The organism is Streptomyces sp. NBC_01591, assembly GCF_035918155.1.
In the GTDB taxonomy this organism is placed as follows: domain Bacteria; phylum Actinomycetota; class Actinomycetes; order Streptomycetales; family Streptomycetaceae; genus Streptomyces.
On sequence record NZ_CP109327.1, the window covers coordinates 3995783 to 4011853 of the forward strand.

The window sequence follows — 16071 nt, forward strand, 5'->3', positions numbered from 1 at the left end:
CCCACCCCCGGGCGCCCCCACCCCGCGGCGGTCACTCCAGGCGTCGGGCGTTGGCGTCGATCGCGTCCCGCAGGTGCTCGGCCAGGCCCGGCCGCATCGAGTCGTAGAACGCGCGGAACCGCTCGTCGGACACATACATCTCACCGAGCCCCCGGTGCGCCTCGGCCGTGCACTCGTAGAACCACTTGCCGATGTGCAGCCGGTGGGCCTCGGCCAGCCCCATCGCCCGCTCGCCGGTGGCCGGCTCCCCGGCCTCCATCAGCGCGTCGTAGGCGGCGCCCCATTCGGCGACCTCCGCCTGCATCCGCTTCCAGTCGTCCTTGGTGTACCCGGCGGCCCGGCGCTGCGACTCGGCGTATGCGGCGGTGCCGCCCCAGCGGCGTTCGGCCTCCTCCGCGTGCGCCTCGGGGTCCTTGCCCCCGAAGACCTCGAACTTCTCCTCGGGTGTGAGGTTGATGCCCATCTTCCGTGCCTCCATGGCTGTCTCGACGGCGTCGGCCATCCTTCGCAGTTCGGCGATCCGGTCGGAGAGCAGCCGGTGCTGGCGCCGCAGATGCTCCTGCGGGTCCGCGTGCGGATCGTCGAGCAGTACCGCGATCTCGTCGAGCGGGAAGCCGAGCTCCCGGTAGAACAGGATCTGCTGCAGCCGGTCGAGATCGCCGTCGTCGTAACGGCGGTGCCCGGCGCGGCTGCGCGCGCTGGGCGAGAGCAGTCCGATGCCGTCGTAGTGATGCAGGGTGCGCACCGTGACTCCGGCGAATACGGCGACCTGTCCCACGGGGTACTCCATGACTCCCCCGCTCCCTTCTCCGATCGGGTACGTCCCCGAGCCTGGGCCCTGACGTGACGTGAGGTGCAAGCCCGAATTGCCGCCAACCCGGCGCCATTCGAGGGGTTATGTTCCTTTTACGCCGTTATGGTGAGCCGGTGGCCACCGATTCCTCCGCTTCCGCTGGACCCGCTCCCGAATCCACCCCCGTACGCCGACTGCTGCCCGTCATCGTGCCCGCACTGACCGTCGGGGTCCTCTGCGCCCTCGTCCTGCTCGGCATCAGCCTGCTCGCGGACAAGCTGCAGGACGTGCTCTGGGAGACACTCCCCGACGCGCTCTCCGTCGGCCGCTACTCCACGCTCTGGATGATCGTGATGCTCACCGCGAGCGGGCTGGCGGTCGGGCTGCTCATCCGGGCGGTGCCCGGTCACGCGGGCCCCGATCCGGCGACCACCGGGCTGGTCGATCCGCCGCTGCCGCCCGGCGTGGTTCCGGGGCTGCTGCTCGTCACGGTCCTCACCCTGGCGGGCGGGGTCAGCCTCGGCCCGGAGAACCCGATCACGGCCGCCAACATCGCGCTGGCCTACTGGCTCGGCCACCGTTTCGCACCCGGCACACCGGCGGCGCTCTGGCTCTCGCTCGCCGCGGCCGGCACCATCGGGGCGCTCTTCGGCACCCCGGTGGCCGCCGCGCTGATCCTCTCCGAGGTCCTCGCCTCCCACGCCGGGCCGGGCGCACTCTGGGACCGCCTCTTCGGCCCGCTCGCGGCGGGCACCACGGGTGCGCTCACCATGACGCTGCTGGCCCATCCCAGCTTCGACCTGTCGCTGCCGGCCTACACCCAGCCGCACTGGGGCGACCTGCTTTCCTCGGTCGTCATCGCACTGGCGGGGGCGGTGCTCGGCCTGCTGGCGGTGTACGCGTTCCCGCACGTGCACCGGTTCTTCCGGGCCCTGAAGCACCCGGTCCTGGCACTGACCGCGGGTGGGCTGCTGCTCGGCCTGCTGGGCGCGCTGGGCGGGCGGCTCACCCTGTTCAAGGGGCTCGACGAGGTGAAGGAGCTCGCCGCCGACCCGAGCGGCTGGTCGGCCGTGCAGTTCGCGGTCATGGCCGTGGTGAAGACGGCCGCGCTGCTGATCGCGGCGAGCTGCGGCTTCCGGGGCGGGCGGATCTTCCCCGCCGTCTTCGTGGGTGTCGCGCTTGGGCTCTGCGCCCACGCCCTGGTCCCGTCGGTGCCGGTGGCGCTCGCGGTGACCTGCGGGGTGCTGGGAATTCTGCTGGCCATCACCCGGCAGGGCTGGCTGAGCCTGTTCACCGCGGCGGTGCTGGTCGGCGACGCGGCCGTGCTCCCGATGCTGTGCGTGGCGTCGCTGCCCGCCTGGCTGCTGGTGACCGGGCGGCCGCAGATGCAGCTGCACGAGGACGGTACGCCGCTGAGGTGAGCCGGTCCCGGGCCGCCCCGCCGCCGCCGCGCCGGATGCCCGGCCCTTCCGTATCGTCGCAGCCGTATGGATTTGCCCCGTCAGGTCCGTCGGGAGTTTCGGCAATGCCCACGCCCGTCGACGTCGCCACCGAGAGCTGACGGCACCACACCGACCGGACCGTCGCGAGTCACGAAAGACCGCCGAGAGCCGAGAAGGGCTGCCCGCCGATGCCTCTCCACAAGGGTTCGTCCCAGAGCACGGAACCGTCCGACGCCCGCCGCAGACTCGCCCTCAACCCGTTCTACGGGGAGGCCGACCCGGCCGCCGGCATGGAGTCGGCGCCACCCCGGCACCGGCTGCCCGACGGGCCGATGCCGCCGTCGACCGCGTACGGCCTGGTCCACGACGAGCTGATGCTCGACGGCAACTCACGGCTCAACCTCGCCACCTTCGTCACCACCTGGATGGAGCCCCAGGCCGGGGTGCTGATGGGCGAGTGCCGCGACAAGAACATGATCGACAAGGACGAGTACCCGCGCACGGCCGAGCTGGAGCGGCGCTGTGTGGCGATGCTCGCCGATCTCTGGAACGCCCCCGATCCCTCGGCCGCCGTGGGCTGTTCGACGACCGGCTCCAGCGAGGCCTGCATGCTCGCGGGAATGGCGCTGAAGCGCCGCTGGGCGGCCAGGAACGCCGACCGCTACCCGGCGGCCGCCCGGCCGAACCTGGTCATGGGCATCAATGTGCAGGTCTGCTGGGACAAGTTCTGCAACTTCTGGGAGGTCGAGCCGCGGCTGGTCCCGATGGAAGGCGACCGCTTCCACCTCGACCCGCAGGCCGCGGCCGACCTCTGCGACGAGAACACCATCGGCGTCGTCGGCATCCTCGGCTCCACCTTCGACGGTTCGTACGAGCCGGTCGCGGAGCTGTGCGCGGCGCTGGACGCCCTTCAGGAACGTACCGGCCTCGACATCCCCGTACATGTGGACGGGGCCTCCGGGGCGATGGTGGCGCCGTTCCTGGACGAGGACCTGGTGTGGGACTTCCGGCAGCCGAGGGTGTCCTCCATCAACACCTCCGGGCACAAGTACGGCCTGGTCTACCCCGGCGTCGGCTGGGTGCTGTGGCGCTCGCCTGCCGAGCTGCCCGAGGAGCTGGTGTTCCGGGTCAACTACCTGGGCGGCGACATGCCGACCTTCGCGCTGAACTTCTCCCGGCCCGGCGCACAGGTGGTGGCGCAGTACTACACCTTCCTGCGGCTGGGCCGCGAGGGCTACCGGGCCGTCCAGCAGGCGTCCCGGGACGTGGCCTGCGGGCTCGCGAAGCGGATCGAGGCGATCGGCGACTTCCGGCTCCTCACCCGGGGCGACCAGTTGCCCGTACTCGCGCTGACGACCGCGCCGGAGGTGGAGGCGTACGACGTCTTCGACGTGTCGCGGCGGCTGCGCGAACAGGGCTGGCGGGTGCCCGCGTACACCTTCCCGGCCAATCGTCAGGACCTGGCGGTGCTGCGGGTGGTGTGCCGCAACGGCTTCTCGTCGGACCTCGCCGAGCTGCTGCTGGAGGACCTCGCGCTGATCCTTCCCGACCTGCGCCGCCAGCCGCACCCGCTGAGCCGCGACAGGGACATGGCGACGGCGTTCCACCACTGAGAGCCTGGATCAGCGCCTGATCACTCGTCGTCGCCGGGATCCGGGACACCCGTCGCGTACGGGTTCTCCTGCCCCTCGGCGAGCACCCCGACGAAGGGCTCGCCCTCCCCCGCGAAGGTGTACGCCCCACCCTCGATGCGGGCGATCAGCCCGCGCGTCCACTCGGCCCCGGCGTCCGCCGAGTGGACCCACATGTTCATGATCTCGCCGATGTGGCCGATCGACTCGGGCCCGGCCTCCGGCGTGTAGTACCCGGTGACCTCGGCCCGCCAGGCCACGAGACCGGCGACCCGCTCCTTGAGCAGCGCGACCGCCTCGGACCGCTCCAGGTCGACGATGCCGCCGAGCGCCGCCGACAGCACGTCCGGCTTCTGGTCGTACGAGGTCAGCGCCGCGCGCAGCAGCGTGAAGTACTCCTCGTCGCCCCGCTCGGTGATCTCGTACTCGGTACGGGGCGGGCCGCCCGCCGTGCTCGGGGCGGTCTCGTGGGCGACCAGCAGGCCCTGCCTCGCCATCTGCTTCAGCGCGTGATAGACCGACCCGGGCTTGGCGTTGGACCACTCGTGCGCGCCCCAGTACTCCAGGTCGTTGCGGACCTGATAGCCGTGCGCCCGACCGTGCTGGCGCACGGCACAGAGGACCAGCAGCCGGATCGCGGACATCTCACGCACCCCTTCTACTCAACTTTGATTAGAGTAGCCCCCCGCCTCGGCGACCAGCTCGAACGCGGTACGGCCGTCCAGCGACTCCCGGATGATGTCGGCGTGCCCGGCGTGCCGGGCGATCTCCTCGACGAGATGGACCAGCAGCCACCGCATCGAGCACCGCCCGTCCTTCGGGAACCAAGGGGCTTCGGGCAGCGGGAAGGTGTCGTTCATGTCCGGCACCGAGCGGATGAACTTCTCGGTCTCGGCCGCGACGCCGTCCCAGAACTCCAGCATCTGCTCCACCGTCTCGTCGCCGACGAGCCGGAAGCTGTCCGCCCAGGTGTCCTCGGTGCGGGCGTTCTCGTTCGGCCGCTGCTGGGCCATGCGCAGCCAGTTCAGCTCGGTCTCGGCCACGTGCTTGAGCAGCCCGGAGAGGGAGAGCGTGCTGGCGCTGGGCCGGCTCGCCGCCTGCTCCTCGGTCAGCCCGATCAGGGAGCGCCGGATCGCGCCGCGCTGCGCCTCGACGAAGGAGAGGAGCGCGCCGCGCTCGTCGCCGGGATTCTCCGCGGGAACGTGAGTGACCATGGTGTCCGCCTTGATGATCCGTGCCGGTTCTTCCTGACACCGACCAAGTTACGGACCCTTGCGGTCAGCTTCCGTCCGCAACTCCGAGCGGATCGGCGACGAGACCGATCGGTGACGAGACCGATCGGTGACGAGACGGATCGGCGGTCAGAAGGGGAACGCGGTCCGGCCGTGCTGAATGGAGATCCACCTCTGGGTGGTGAAGGCCTCGACGGTCGCCTCACCGTTCAGCCGGCCGATCCCGGAGGACTTCTCGCCGCCGAAGGCCACCTGCGGATCGTCCTGGACGGTGGAGTCGTTGACGTGGAACATCCCGCTGACCACGCGCCGCGCGAACCGCACCCCGCGTTCGGCACTGCGGGTGTGTACGGCGCCGCTCAGCCCGTACGGGGTGTCGTTGGCGATCCGTACGGCCTCGTCCTCGCCGTCGAACGTCACCAGCAGCGCCACCGGGCCGAATATCTCCTGGGAGAGCAGCGGGGAGCCCTCGGGGAGTCCGGCGAGGACGGTCGGCTCCACGAGGTTGCCGCGGGTCCGGCCGCGGACGAGCGCGGTGGCCCCTTCGGCGATCGCCTGGTCGACCAGGGTGGTCAGGGCGTCGGCCTGCAAGGTGTTGATGACCGGTCCGATCCGGGTCTCCGGGTCGCGCGGGTCACCCGTCTTCAGCGCGGCCACCCTGGCGGTGAACTTCTCGGTGAACTCCCGCTCGACGCGGCGGTCCACCAGGATGCGGTTGGCGGCCATGCAGACCTGCCCCTGGTACACGAAGCGGCTGAAGACGGCCGCGTCGACCGCGTAGTCGATGTCCGCGTCCTCCAGCACCACCAGGGCGCTGTTGCCGCTGAGTTCGAGGATCGTCCGCTTGAAGTGCCCGGCAGCGACGGCGCCGACGTGGCGGCCGACCCGGTCCGAGCCCGCGAACGAGATCACCTTGGGCACAGGGTGCTCGATGAACGCGTCCCCTATCTCGGCGACATCGGTGATCACGATGTTGAGCAGTCCGGCGGGCAGCCCGGCGTCCTCGAAGATCTTCGCGATCAGCACACCGCCGACGACCGGCGCGTTCTGATTGGGCTTGACGACGACCGCGTTGCCGAGCGCGAGGGCCGGCGCGACGGACTTCATCGCCACCAGGAAGGGGAAGTTGAAGGGGCTGATCACCCCGATGACGCCGACCGGCAGCCGGTAGAGGCGGTTCTCCTTGCCGTCCGCCAGGGCGGGCAGGAGGCTGCCCGGCGGGCGCAGTGCCTGATGGATCGCGTCGCGCAGGAACTCCTGGGCGACCCGGACCTCGTGCTCCGCCTTGACCCGGGTGCCGCCCAGTTCGTCGATGATCGCGTCGACGATGTCGTCGTGCAGTTCCGCGGTGATGCGCAGTGCGCGTTCCAGGACTTCGCGGCGCTCGTACGGTCCGGTGGTGGCCCAGGACCGCTGGGCGCGCTCGGCGGCGCGGTAGGCCAGGTCGACCTCCTGCGCGGTGGCGATGGTGATCGCGGCGAGTTTCTCCCCGTTGTAGGGGTTGAAATCGATGATGTCCCACGAGCCGGTTCCGGTCCGCCACTCACCGTCGATGTATTGGTCGGCCAGCTCGTAGAAGAAGGACATGCGATCCCTTAACTCAGGTGCAGACTCCCGTCGAACCGCCATCGTACTGACGAATCAGATGAGTTGGAGCAGACCGCGGAGCAGATCGCGGCTCTCCTCGGGACCCGGGCTGTCCTCGTGCAGTCGCGTCATGGCCTTTTCGTACTGAGCGACTTCTTCGGCCTTGTCCAGATAGAGCGCACTTGTCAGCTGCTCCAAATAGACGATGTCCGACAGATCGGATTCCGGGAATCGCAGCATCGTAAAGGAACCGCCCTCTCCGGCATGCCCGCCAAAACTGAAGGGCATGACCTGGAGAGTGATGTTGGGCTGTTCCGACATTTCGATCAGGTGCCGCAACTGCGCCCGCATCACTTCACGGTCGCCGTACGGCCGGCGCAGCGCCGCCTCGTCCAGTACGGCATGGAAATGGGGTGCGCGTTCGGAGACGAGGGCCTTCTGGCGTTCCAGTCGCAGCGCCACACGTCGGTCGATCTCGACGGCGGGCGCGGCGCCCATGCCCCGGGCGACGACCGCGTGCGCGTACGCCTCGGTCTGCAACAGGCCGTGGACGAACTGGACTTCGTACACCCGGATGAGCGATGCCGCTCCCTCCAGGCCGACATATGTCTGGAACCAGCCGGGCAGCACGTCTCCGTAACTGTGCCACCAGCCCGCCACGTTGGCCTCACGGGCCAGGCCGAGCAGAGCGTCGCGCTCCGCCTCGTCCGTGACTCCGTAGAGCGTGAGCAGGTCCTCGACGTCCCTGGCCTTGAAGCTCACCCGTCCCAACTCCATGCGGCTGATCTTCGATTCGGAGGCCCGGATGGAGTAGCCGGCCGCCTCACGGGTGATGCCGCGCGAGTCGCGCAGCCGCCTGAGCTGCGAGCCCAGCAGGATGCGCCGCACCACAGATCCACTCGACTCGCCTGCCGCCACTGGTCCGGTCCTCCCCATCGCTTCCTGGGCACCGGGGCTCCCCCTGAACCCCAAGTGCCGGATTCTGCCATCAAAACGCTTCAGCCCGTACTCATTCGATTACGGAAATGAGAAGCCTTCCAGAAAGCTGCGAAAATACGCGCGGGAAGAAATGACCAAGAACCGGCACGGGTTCGGACAGGTCAGGCGCGTGCACGTGCATCTGCCCTTGCATCTGCCCAACGCATTGGGAACCATGGGGCTCGCGCACCTGCGTGCTCGTTCGTGTTGTGCCGCTGTACCCCCCGCAGTACCGATACAGCCGCGAATCCCGGGAGTGCCTCGCATGGGGACGAATGGATCGACGATGCTCGAGCCGTTACGGCAGGGGCTTCCCCCCATCGATCCCTCAGCTGTCTCCGGATCGGCCACCTGCACGCTGCCCGCCCGCTACGAAGCCGTGGGCGGAGCAAGGCGGTTCACCCGGACGACGCTGAACGGATGGGGACTGGCCGAGCGCTTCGACGACGTCGCGTTGGTGGTCTCCGAACTCGTCACCAACGCTCTGCGGCACGCCCTGCCCTCGGACAGCACCGCGTCGGACCCCCAGGACCCGCCCGTGCGGCTGCACTTGATGCGCTGGAGCTCGCGCCTGGTGTGCGCCGTGCGCGACCCCAGCCAGGAGAGCCCGATCGCCTCCGAGGCAGCGGACTGCGCGGAATCCGGCCGCGGCCTCTTCCTCGTGGAGTCCTTCAGCGACTCCTGGGGCTGGCACCCCACCCCTGCCCCGGAGACGGAGAACCCGAACGCCCCGTCGGCAGCGCGCGGCAAGGTGGTCTGGGCGCTGTTCCGGCTCTCCGACGGCGTGTGACCCGCCCGGCCGCGATGAGCGGCCGGCGGTCCGGGGCGGACGACAGCCCGTGATCCGGGCCGGACGACCGGCCCGCGGGATGTGAGATGTGATCAGCCGCCCGCTATGAGGTGGTCGAACTCCCCGTCCTTCACCCCGAGCAGCAGCGCCTCTATCTCGGCGGGCGTATAGACCAGCGCCGGCCCGTCGGGGTGGCGCGAATTCCGCATCGCCACATCTCCGTCGGGCAGTTTCGCGAACTCCACGCAGGAACCCTGGGAGTTGCTGTGTCTGCTCTTCTGCCAGACGACTCCGCGAAGCTCTGTGGCCGCCATGCCGTTGTACACGTGGTGCACAGGACGCTCCCCGAGTTGCAAGGTGCAAGTGTCAACTGTCTCGGATCATAGCTGTGTTCAAATTTCCCTGCATGGGCATATGCATGCGCAGATGCATGCGCGGATGCACGTGCACGCGGGGTGTTCTCGCGGTTACAGCTTTACTCCGTATGGACAGACGTGCTGGATGCCGTTTCGGCTCCGTCTACCCCGGGTCGAGCTCTCCATCCTGGCGGATCGCGCTGATAACTTGACTCGGTCTTTCGTCGACAAGGGGGAATTACAGATGCACAGGTTCGTACGAACCGGCGCCGTGATCGCCGCCGGAATCCTCTCCGCTGTGGCACTGACCGGCTGCAGCAGTGACAGCAAGAAGAGCGACGACCCGGGCGTCGGCTCCGGCGCCGAACAGTCCAGCCCGGCTCCCGGCGACGACAGCGGCTCCAAGACCGACGCCGCGGCCCTGGAGGGCGGTTGGGCCGGCAAGAGCGACGGCAAGGCGATCGTGCTGTCGGTGGCGTCGGGGAAGGCCGTGCTCGTCACCGAGAAGCACGCCTGCACGGGCACCGTGCAGGACGCGGACAAGGTGACGCTCGCGCTGAAGTGCGTCGACGGCGCCGACGACCGCACCACGGGGACCGTCGAGTCCAACGACGGCAAGACCGTCGTGGTGTCCTGGGGCAGCGGGGTCAAGGACACCCTGGCCAAGACCGACCCGGGTGCCCTGCCGTCCGGCCTGCCCGAACTGGAGGGTCTGCCGACCCCCTGACCGCCCCTGTACCGCCCCTGTACCGCCCCGTCAACCCGCTTGATCCGCAGGCGGGTTCGGGTCCGGCTTCGACTTCTTCTTCGGCTTCCCGTCCAGCCCCCGGGAGAACTCCTCCAGGGCTTCGAGGAGGAGCTGGGCCCCTTCCCGTACGAAGGGGTCCGCGTTCCCCTCGTCCGCGCGCTGCCGCGCGTCCCACTCCGCCAGTGCCTCGCGCACCTCGGACCAGTCCGGCACCCGCCGCTCCCGCACCGCCTTCGCGCCCTGTTCGGTGGCCCGGCGCAGCGCCTCGGCCAGGTGCGCCGCGTCCTGTACGGGGGTGGCGCCGCCGCCCGGGAGGTGGGCCTCCAGCAGCATCGCGGCCCGGCCGAGCTGGGCGAGCGCGTGCTGGGTGTCGTCGGCGGCGGCGCGGGAGAGGCCGCGGTTGCGCACCGGTTCGTGCTGGGCGGTGGCCAGCGCCTCCTGCCAGGCGATCCGGGCCTCGCGGGTGTCGAGCAGTGCGGAACGTACGTCGTCGTGGCCGCGCTCGGCCGGTTCGGCGTACTGGTCGACGACCGAGGCGGCGTACCGCCCGTCCGCCTTCAGCCAGTCGCCGAGCCTGCCGCGGAGCCTCGGTGTCTCCCAGGCCGGGTACAGGGCGTACGAGATCATCGCGAGGAGGCCGCCCACGAGGGTGAGGACGACCCGTTCGAGTACGGTCTGCGACCAGTCGTCGCCCGCCATGCCGAGCAGGAAGACGACATACGCCGAGACGCAGGCCTGGCCGACCACGTACCCGGTACGCATCAGCAGATACATCAGCAGGGCGCAGAGCACGGAGAGCACCGAGGCCGTGGTCACCCCGGGGCTGGTGGTCTGGACGATCGCGGTGGCGAGCGAGACACCGACGATCGTGCCGCCGAACCGGGCCACGGACCGCCCGTACGTCTGGGAGAACTCCGGCCGCATCACCATGACGGCGGCCATGGGAGCCCAGTAGCCGTGACCGAACGGCAGCGCGGTGCCGATGAGATAGCCGACGGCCGCGACGACGGACACCCGGACGGCGTGCCGCAGGATCGGTGAACCCGGGCGCAGCTCCGCGCGCATCGCCTTCACGACGACGGGGACCAGCCGCAGCAGGGTGGGGCGGCGGCGGTGCGGGGCGGCGGGTGTCCCGTCCGCGCCGGCCTTGATGGCCTCGGCGGCCTCCTCGGCCTTGGCGTCCTGTTCCTTCGTACCCTCGCCCTCGGCCGTTTCGATGACGTCGGAGAGCAGCGCGCCGAGCCGGTCGGCGGCGCGGAGCGGCGGGCCGGTGAGGAGCGTTCTGGTGTCCGGGGTCTTCAGCACGGCGACGGCGGACGGGGCGAGCTCGACCGGATCGCCGTGGCGGATCGCGTGGGCCGCCGAGTCGAGCAGCGATCCGGCGGCCGCGAGCAGCTCGCGGACCCGTTCCCGCTCCGGCCCTTCGGACGGCACGCCCAGGGACGGGTCGGCGAGCGAAGCGAGCACCGGCCTGATCCGTTCGGCGACCCCTCGGGAGCCCCGCAGCTCGGGCGGCCTGCGGCGGGCCTGGCGCGGGGTGACCGCGGCCGCGCTGCGGGCCGTCATCAGCGGCACCGGGTCGAAGGGGGCCAGCGGGTCGTGGCGCAGCCGGCGGGCGTAGTCGGCCTCGGCGGCCAGCGCGTCGGCGAGGGCGTCGCGCTGGGCGCCCCATCTCCGTACCGGGAACAGGACGATCAGCGCCGCCTGCACCAGCCCGCCGAACAGGATCATCATGGCGTGCACGGCCGAGTTGGCGATGGAGGTGGGCAGGGTGACCGTGACCAGCATGATCGCCACGTTCGACGCCGCGATGATGCCGGCGGTCGGCCCCGCCGCCCAGGCCAGGCCCGCGACGAACGTCCAGAGCACCAGCAGGGCGAGGAACAGCGGCAGCCGGGAGCCGGTGAGATAGCCGAGGAACGTCGACACGGCGAGGCTCGCCCCGGAGACCAGGGCGAGTACGGGCCGGGGGCGCCAGCTGCGCTGGAAGGTGGCGATGGCCGCCTGGAACGCGCCGAACGCGGAGCTCGCGGCGACCACGGGCCCGAAGAGCGCGAGGCCGACCCCGATGACGAGGGCGAGACCGGCCGCGCCACGGATCGCGATGAGCGGTTCGAGACGCTGCCGCTCGATCGACAGCCCCGAGCGAGCGGTCTCCTTCAGCGCCCGGAGCCAGCTCATGCCCAGAGCCTAACCGGAATTACCGATTGGTCCGAGTTGTCGGAAGTCGGCCCGCGGGAACGGTTCCTAGCGATTCCCCAGTCCGCCACGCAGCTCCGGACCGTTCCCGCCCATCCGCGCCCGGTCCGCGGCAGCCGTGCCATGGGTCCATCCGTCCAGGTCCGTGGCGCCCCGGACCCGTGTGGTCGTGGTCTCGGGGAACATCCGCTCGGCGGTGTCCGTGACGGCCATGTCGCGGGCGGCGAGGACCGGGAGCAGATCGGGGTCGCCGGGCCCCGTCGATCCGGCTCCGGCTCCGGTCCCGGCCTCGGCCTCGGCGGTGACGCGAGCGGTGTCGGCGGCGAGCCGACTGCCCAGCCGCTGGGCGTACGCCATCAGGAACGACTGCCGGAAGGTCTTGGTCCGCTTGCGTCCACCGGCCCGCTGGCCCGCCTCCGCCTTCGTCATCGCCGCCGTGCCCTGGACCAGCAGGGAGGTGTACAGCAGTTCCACGGCGTCCAGGTCCGGCTCGAAGCCGACCACCGTGGAGAAGCCGAGGTCGCTGTTCCACACCGCACGGCAGCGGTTCGCGGCGGCGACCGCGTCGAGCAGGATCGCCTTCGCCGTCTCGTACGGCGCGTCGACCCCGATCCGGCACGCCCCCGGCGCCTCCTTGCTGTGCGTACGGGCGGCGAGCAGGGCCTCGTCGATGGAGTGCCGGGCCATCAGCTCCTGCGCCTTGGTGGTGAGGGCCTCCGCCTCCTCGGGGAAGCCGGTCGCCTCCGCCTTGGCGAGCAGGGCGCGGATCCGGGTCAGCATCCGGGGCTCGTCGTGCGCGGGCGGCAGCCGGAGCCCGTGCGGGGAGATGCCGGGCGGGGGCCCGACCGGTTCGATGGCGGGGAGCCGGAGCAGCAGCCGGTACAGGCCGAGGACGGCGGAGGCGTAGGAGAAGCGGTCCGGACGGTTACGGGGCGGCGCCTCGGGGAGCCCGTCGAGCTGGGACCGCCATCGGGGCGGCAGCCGCTCGTACCGCGCGGTCTCCGAGGTGATCAGCCCGGCGGCGAGGCAGGCCGCGGTCTCGTCGAGTTCGCGGCGGACGATGCGTACGACATCGGCGGGATGCCAGCCGCGCTCCCAGGCCCGGCGGACGAACTCCTCGCCGCGCCGGAACAGTTCCGCGTCGGCCGTCGGATCGGCGGCGAGGCGGGAGGCGCCGGTGTCGAGACCGGCGTCGCCGTCCGAGTAGAGGGCTGCCGCGAATGCCTGGTCGATCACCGGTTCCATGAGGTCAGGGTAGGCAGGGTGGTGCGGCGGGGTATGGCTGGCCCTACCCGGGGGACGGGCTCTGGTGGTCGTGATCGCGGGGCGCGGAAACGGTTCGATCGACGCATGACTTCCTCCCGAGCATCCGTTGCTCCCGCGAGCGCCGCCGACTCGGTACGGCTCCGCTCCGTGCGCCGCGCCTACGGCGAGGTCGACGCCCTCGGCTCCATCGACCTCACCGTCCGCGCCGGCACCTTCACCGCCGTCATGGGCCCGTCCGGTTCCGGCAAGTCCACGTTGCTGCACTGCGCGGCCGGGCTCGACCGGCCGACCTCCGGCACCGTCGAGGTGGGCGGGGTGGAGCTGACCGGGCTGAGCGAGCGCCGGCTGACGCTGCTGCGCCGGGACCGGATCGGCTTCGTCTTCCAGGCGTTCAACCTGCTCCCTTCGCTGACCGCCGCCCAGAACGTCGCGCTGCCGCTGCGGCTCGCGGGCCGCCGCCCGTCCCGTACCGAGGTACGGGACGCCCTGGCCCGGGTCGGGCTCGCCGACCGGGCGGGGCACCGGCCCGCCGAGCTGTCCGGTGGTCAGCAGCAGCGGGTGGCCCTGGCGCGGGCCCTGATCACCCGGCCCGCGGTGCTCTTCGGCGACGAACCGACCGGCGCGCTGGACACCGCGACGAGCCAGGGGGTGATGGAGATGCTACGGGAGCTGGTGGACCTGGAGGGGCAGACGATCGTGATGGTCACCCATGACCCGGTGGCCGCAGCGTACGCGGACCGGGTGGTCTTCCTGGTCGACGGGCAGGTGGCGGACGATCTGACCGGGCTCGGCGCCGAGCGGATCGCGGCCTGGATGGCGGCGGGGCGCCGTACCGCCGGGGAGCGGACCGTTGTCGGGACCGTCACGGATCGTGTGCGGGAGGCGTCGTGCTGACCGTCGCCCTGGCCTCCCTGCGCACCCGCTGGACCGCGCTGATCGGCACCTTCGTCGCGCTCGCGCTGGGCGTGGGGCTGATCGCGACCATGAGTCTCGGCCTCGCCTCGACCTTCGACGCCCCGGACCGGGCACCGCGGCGCTTCGCCGCGGTGCCGGTGGTGGTGATGGGCAACGACACCCTGACCGTCGAGGTGCGGCGCGGGCCGGCCACGAAGAAGATCAGCCGCAAGCTCGCTCATCCACACCCTGTGGATACCGAACTCCTGCGCGACCTCCGGGCGCTCGGCCCGGTGACACGGGACGACGGGAAGGACGCCGTACGCGCTCGGCACGATCCCGACGCCGTGGGCGTGGACGCGCCCGTCGCCGAGGTGCGCCAGGTGGTCGGCGACCGCGCGCTGGTCCTCACCGGGGACGACCGCCGCCGGGCCGACCCGGCCACCGAGCGGGACGCCGAGGGGCTGCTGACCGCGAACGTCCTGCTCGGCACCGCGGGCGGCCTCACCGCCTTCGTCTCGGTCTTCGTCGTCGCGTCGACGTTCGCCTTCGCGGTGGCGCTGCGCCGACGGGAGTTCGGGCTGCTGCGCACGGCGGGCGCCACGCCGGGCCAGTTGCGGCGGCTGCTGCTGACGGAGGCCGCCGTGGTCGGCACCCTGGCCTCCGCCGCAGGGTGCGTACTGGGCCGGCTGGGTGCGCCGCTGCTCGCCGGGCTCCTCGTCGACGAGGGCATGGCACCGTCCTGGTTCGTCATCCGTCCGGCCGCCTGGCCGCTGCACGCCGCCTTCTGGTCCGGCCTGGCCGTGGCCTTCGCGGGGGTCTGGGTGGCATCGCGGCGGGCGGGCAGGACCGGCCCCGCCGAGGCGCTGCGCGAGGCCGATGTCGATACGGGCGTGCTCCCGCCGGTCCGCCGGCTGCTGGGCTTCGCCCTGCTCGCGGGGGCCGCGTTCCTGATGGCGAAGTCCCTGGCCACCGACCCGTCCGCGCTGCTGAAGCGGAAGACGTACATCACGCAGCCGATGGTCCTGATCACGGCCGTCGCCCTGCTCTCGCCGCTGCTCGTGCGCCCGTTGGCCCGGTTGGTCCGGCTGCCGGGGGCGACCGGGATGCTGGTGACCGCGAACACCTCGGCGGCGCTGCGGCGTACGGCCGCGGTGGCCGCTCCGGTGCTGATCACCGTGGCGCTGGCGGGTTCGGTGGCCGGCTCCGCGATGACGGCGTCGGCGGCGAAGGCGGCGGAGGCGCGGGCGCACACCAGGGCCGATCTGGTCGTGACGGGCGAGGAGTTGAGGGCCCGTCCGGTGCCCGGCGCCACGCTGTCCGCCTCCGCGCCGACCGCCGTCCACGTACGCGAGGAGGGCTCCGCCCTCATCACCTCCGAGGCCCGTGCGGTGAACGACGCGAAGGCCCTGGCGCGGGTCGGGCGGCTGCCGGTGGTGGCGGGCGACATCCGGGATCTGGACGACCGCTCGATCGTGGTGAACGAGGAGTGGGAACAGCACACAGTGGGCTCGACGGTACGGGTGTGGCTCGGCGACGGGCGGCCCGCCTCCTTGCGGATCGTGGCGGTACTGGCGCTCGGAACGGGGAACAACGGTGCCTACGTGACCAGGGCGAACGCCCCGGCGGCCGCCGTGGACCGGATCGACGTACGCCTCTCGCCGGGCGCCGACCGCGCTCGGGTCACGGAGCGGCTGCGCGAAACCGGCGGCACGGTGCGGCCGACGGAGCAGTGGCTGGACGCGACGTATCCGCGCACGAGTCCGCAGACCCGGACCGGTCTGGCCGTGATCCTGGGCATCGCGCTGGTCTACACCGTGATCGCGCTGGCCAACACGATGCTGATGGCGGGGTCCGTACGGTCCTCGGAGCTGGACGCGCTCCGGCTGGCCGGCGCCACCCGGCCGCGGGTCCTCGCGGTGGTGGCCGGGGAGACCCTGTTCGCGGTCGCGCTCGGGGCGCTGCTCGGCCTCGCCGTGGCCGGGGTGCACCTGGCGGGCCTGGCCGCCGCGCTGGCCTCGGTGTCGGCGCCGGTCGTGGTGTCGGTGCAGTGGGTGCTGATGGGCGGCGCGGCGGGGGTGTGCGCCCTGGTCGCGGTGGGGGCGGCGCTGCTGCCGGGGGCGGTGCGGCGGGGCTCGCTTCCGGTGGGCTGAAG

The 16071-nt window shown here is 71.5% G+C and carries 14 protein-coding genes; 6 read left to right on the plus strand and 8 right to left on the minus strand.

Features of this window, described 5'->3' with window-relative positions; genetic code table 11:
• Positions 1-31 precede the first annotated feature (31 nt).
• A complete protein-coding gene (locus tag OG978_RS18525) occupies positions 32-790 on the minus strand; it encodes a MerR family transcriptional regulator (RefSeq protein WP_326766304.1) in 759 nt (252 codons plus the stop codon).
• Between the two features lie 107 nt (positions 791-897).
• Here OG978_RS18525 and OG978_RS18530 point away from each other — a divergent pair, with 107 nt between their 5' ends.
• Together OG978_RS18530 and OG978_RS18535 are read left to right on the plus strand one after the other, a co-directional pair.
• Positions 898-2214, plus strand: a complete 1317-nt coding sequence (locus OG978_RS18530) for an ion channel protein (RefSeq protein ID WP_442817708.1) — start codon at positions 898-900, stop codon at positions 2212-2214.
• A gap of 209 nt (positions 2215-2423) precedes the next feature.
• The gene (locus OG978_RS18535) at positions 2424-3848 is read left to right on the plus strand and encodes a glutamate decarboxylase (protein WP_326766306.1); all 1425 of its coding nucleotides are present in this window, start codon (positions 2424-2426) and stop codon (positions 3846-3848) included.
• Positions 3849-3868: 20 nt separating this feature from the next.
• Here OG978_RS18535 and OG978_RS18540 read toward each other — a convergent pair whose 3' ends face one another.
• From OG978_RS18540 to OG978_RS18555, 4 genes are all read right to left on the minus strand, one after another.
• Complete coding sequence (locus tag OG978_RS18540; RefSeq protein WP_326770073.1) at positions 3869-4510, minus strand: PadR family transcriptional regulator; 642 nt, start codon at positions 4508-4510, stop codon at positions 3869-3871.
• A gap of 18 nt (positions 4511-4528) precedes the next feature.
• Positions 4529-5080 (minus strand): DinB family protein, encoded by a 552-nt coding sequence (locus OG978_RS18545; protein WP_326766307.1) that lies wholly within the window; start codon positions 5078-5080, stop codon positions 4529-4531.
• Between the two features lie 147 nt (positions 5081-5227).
• Positions 5228-6685 (minus strand): aldehyde dehydrogenase family protein, encoded by a 1458-nt coding sequence (locus OG978_RS18550; RefSeq protein ID WP_326766308.1) that lies wholly within the window; start codon positions 6683-6685, stop codon positions 5228-5230.
• A gap of 54 nt (positions 6686-6739) precedes the next feature.
• A complete protein-coding gene (locus OG978_RS18555; protein WP_326770074.1) occupies positions 6740-7621 on the minus strand; it encodes a helix-turn-helix domain-containing protein in 882 nt (293 codons plus the stop codon).
• Between the two features lie 328 nt (positions 7622-7949).
• On the opposite strand from OG978_RS18555, the gene OG978_RS18560 reads away from it, so the two are divergent.
• Positions 7950-8453, plus strand: coding sequence for an ATP-binding protein (locus OG978_RS18560; RefSeq protein ID WP_326766309.1), 504 nt, complete (start codon positions 7950-7952; stop codon positions 8451-8453).
• Between the two features lie 92 nt (positions 8454-8545).
• Here OG978_RS18560 and OG978_RS18565 read toward each other — a convergent pair whose 3' ends face one another.
• Entirely contained in the window at positions 8546-8788 is a 243-nt protein-coding gene (locus OG978_RS18565; RefSeq protein ID WP_037690973.1) for a DUF397 domain-containing protein, read from the minus strand.
• A 265-nt stretch (positions 8789-9053) separates the two neighbouring features.
• Between OG978_RS18565 and OG978_RS18570 the strand changes: the two genes are divergently transcribed.
• Positions 9054-9536 carry a hypothetical protein gene (locus OG978_RS18570; RefSeq protein ID WP_326766310.1) on the plus strand — a complete coding sequence of 161 codons (483 nt, stop codon included), beginning with the start codon at positions 9054-9056 and terminating at the stop codon, positions 9534-9536.
• A 30-nt stretch (positions 9537-9566) separates the two neighbouring features.
• On the opposite strand, the gene OG978_RS18575 is transcribed toward OG978_RS18570, so the two are convergent.
• Positions 9567-11738: an FUSC family protein gene (locus OG978_RS18575; RefSeq protein ID WP_326766311.1), complete on the minus strand. Its 2172-nt coding sequence runs from the start codon at positions 11736-11738 to the stop codon at positions 9567-9569.
• Between the two features lie 66 nt (positions 11739-11804).
• Positions 11805-13001 carry a DUF2786 domain-containing protein gene (locus OG978_RS18580; protein WP_326766312.1) on the minus strand — a complete coding sequence of 399 codons (1197 nt, stop codon included), beginning with the start codon at positions 12999-13001 and terminating at the stop codon, positions 11805-11807.
• A 105-nt stretch (positions 13002-13106) separates the two neighbouring features.
• On the opposite strand from OG978_RS18580, the gene OG978_RS18585 reads away from it, so the two are divergent.
• Together OG978_RS18585 and OG978_RS18590 are read left to right on the plus strand one after the other, a co-directional pair.
• Positions 13107-13916 carry an ABC transporter ATP-binding protein gene (locus OG978_RS18585; RefSeq protein WP_326766313.1) on the plus strand — a complete coding sequence of 270 codons (810 nt, stop codon included), beginning with the start codon at positions 13107-13109 and terminating at the stop codon, positions 13914-13916.
• Complete coding sequence (locus tag OG978_RS18590) at positions 13910-16069, plus strand: ABC transporter permease (RefSeq protein ID WP_326766314.1); 2160 nt, start codon at positions 13910-13912, stop codon at positions 16067-16069. Before OG978_RS18585 ends, OG978_RS18590 begins: the two co-directional genes overlap by 7 nt.
• Positions 16070-16071: the final 2 nt, after the last annotated feature.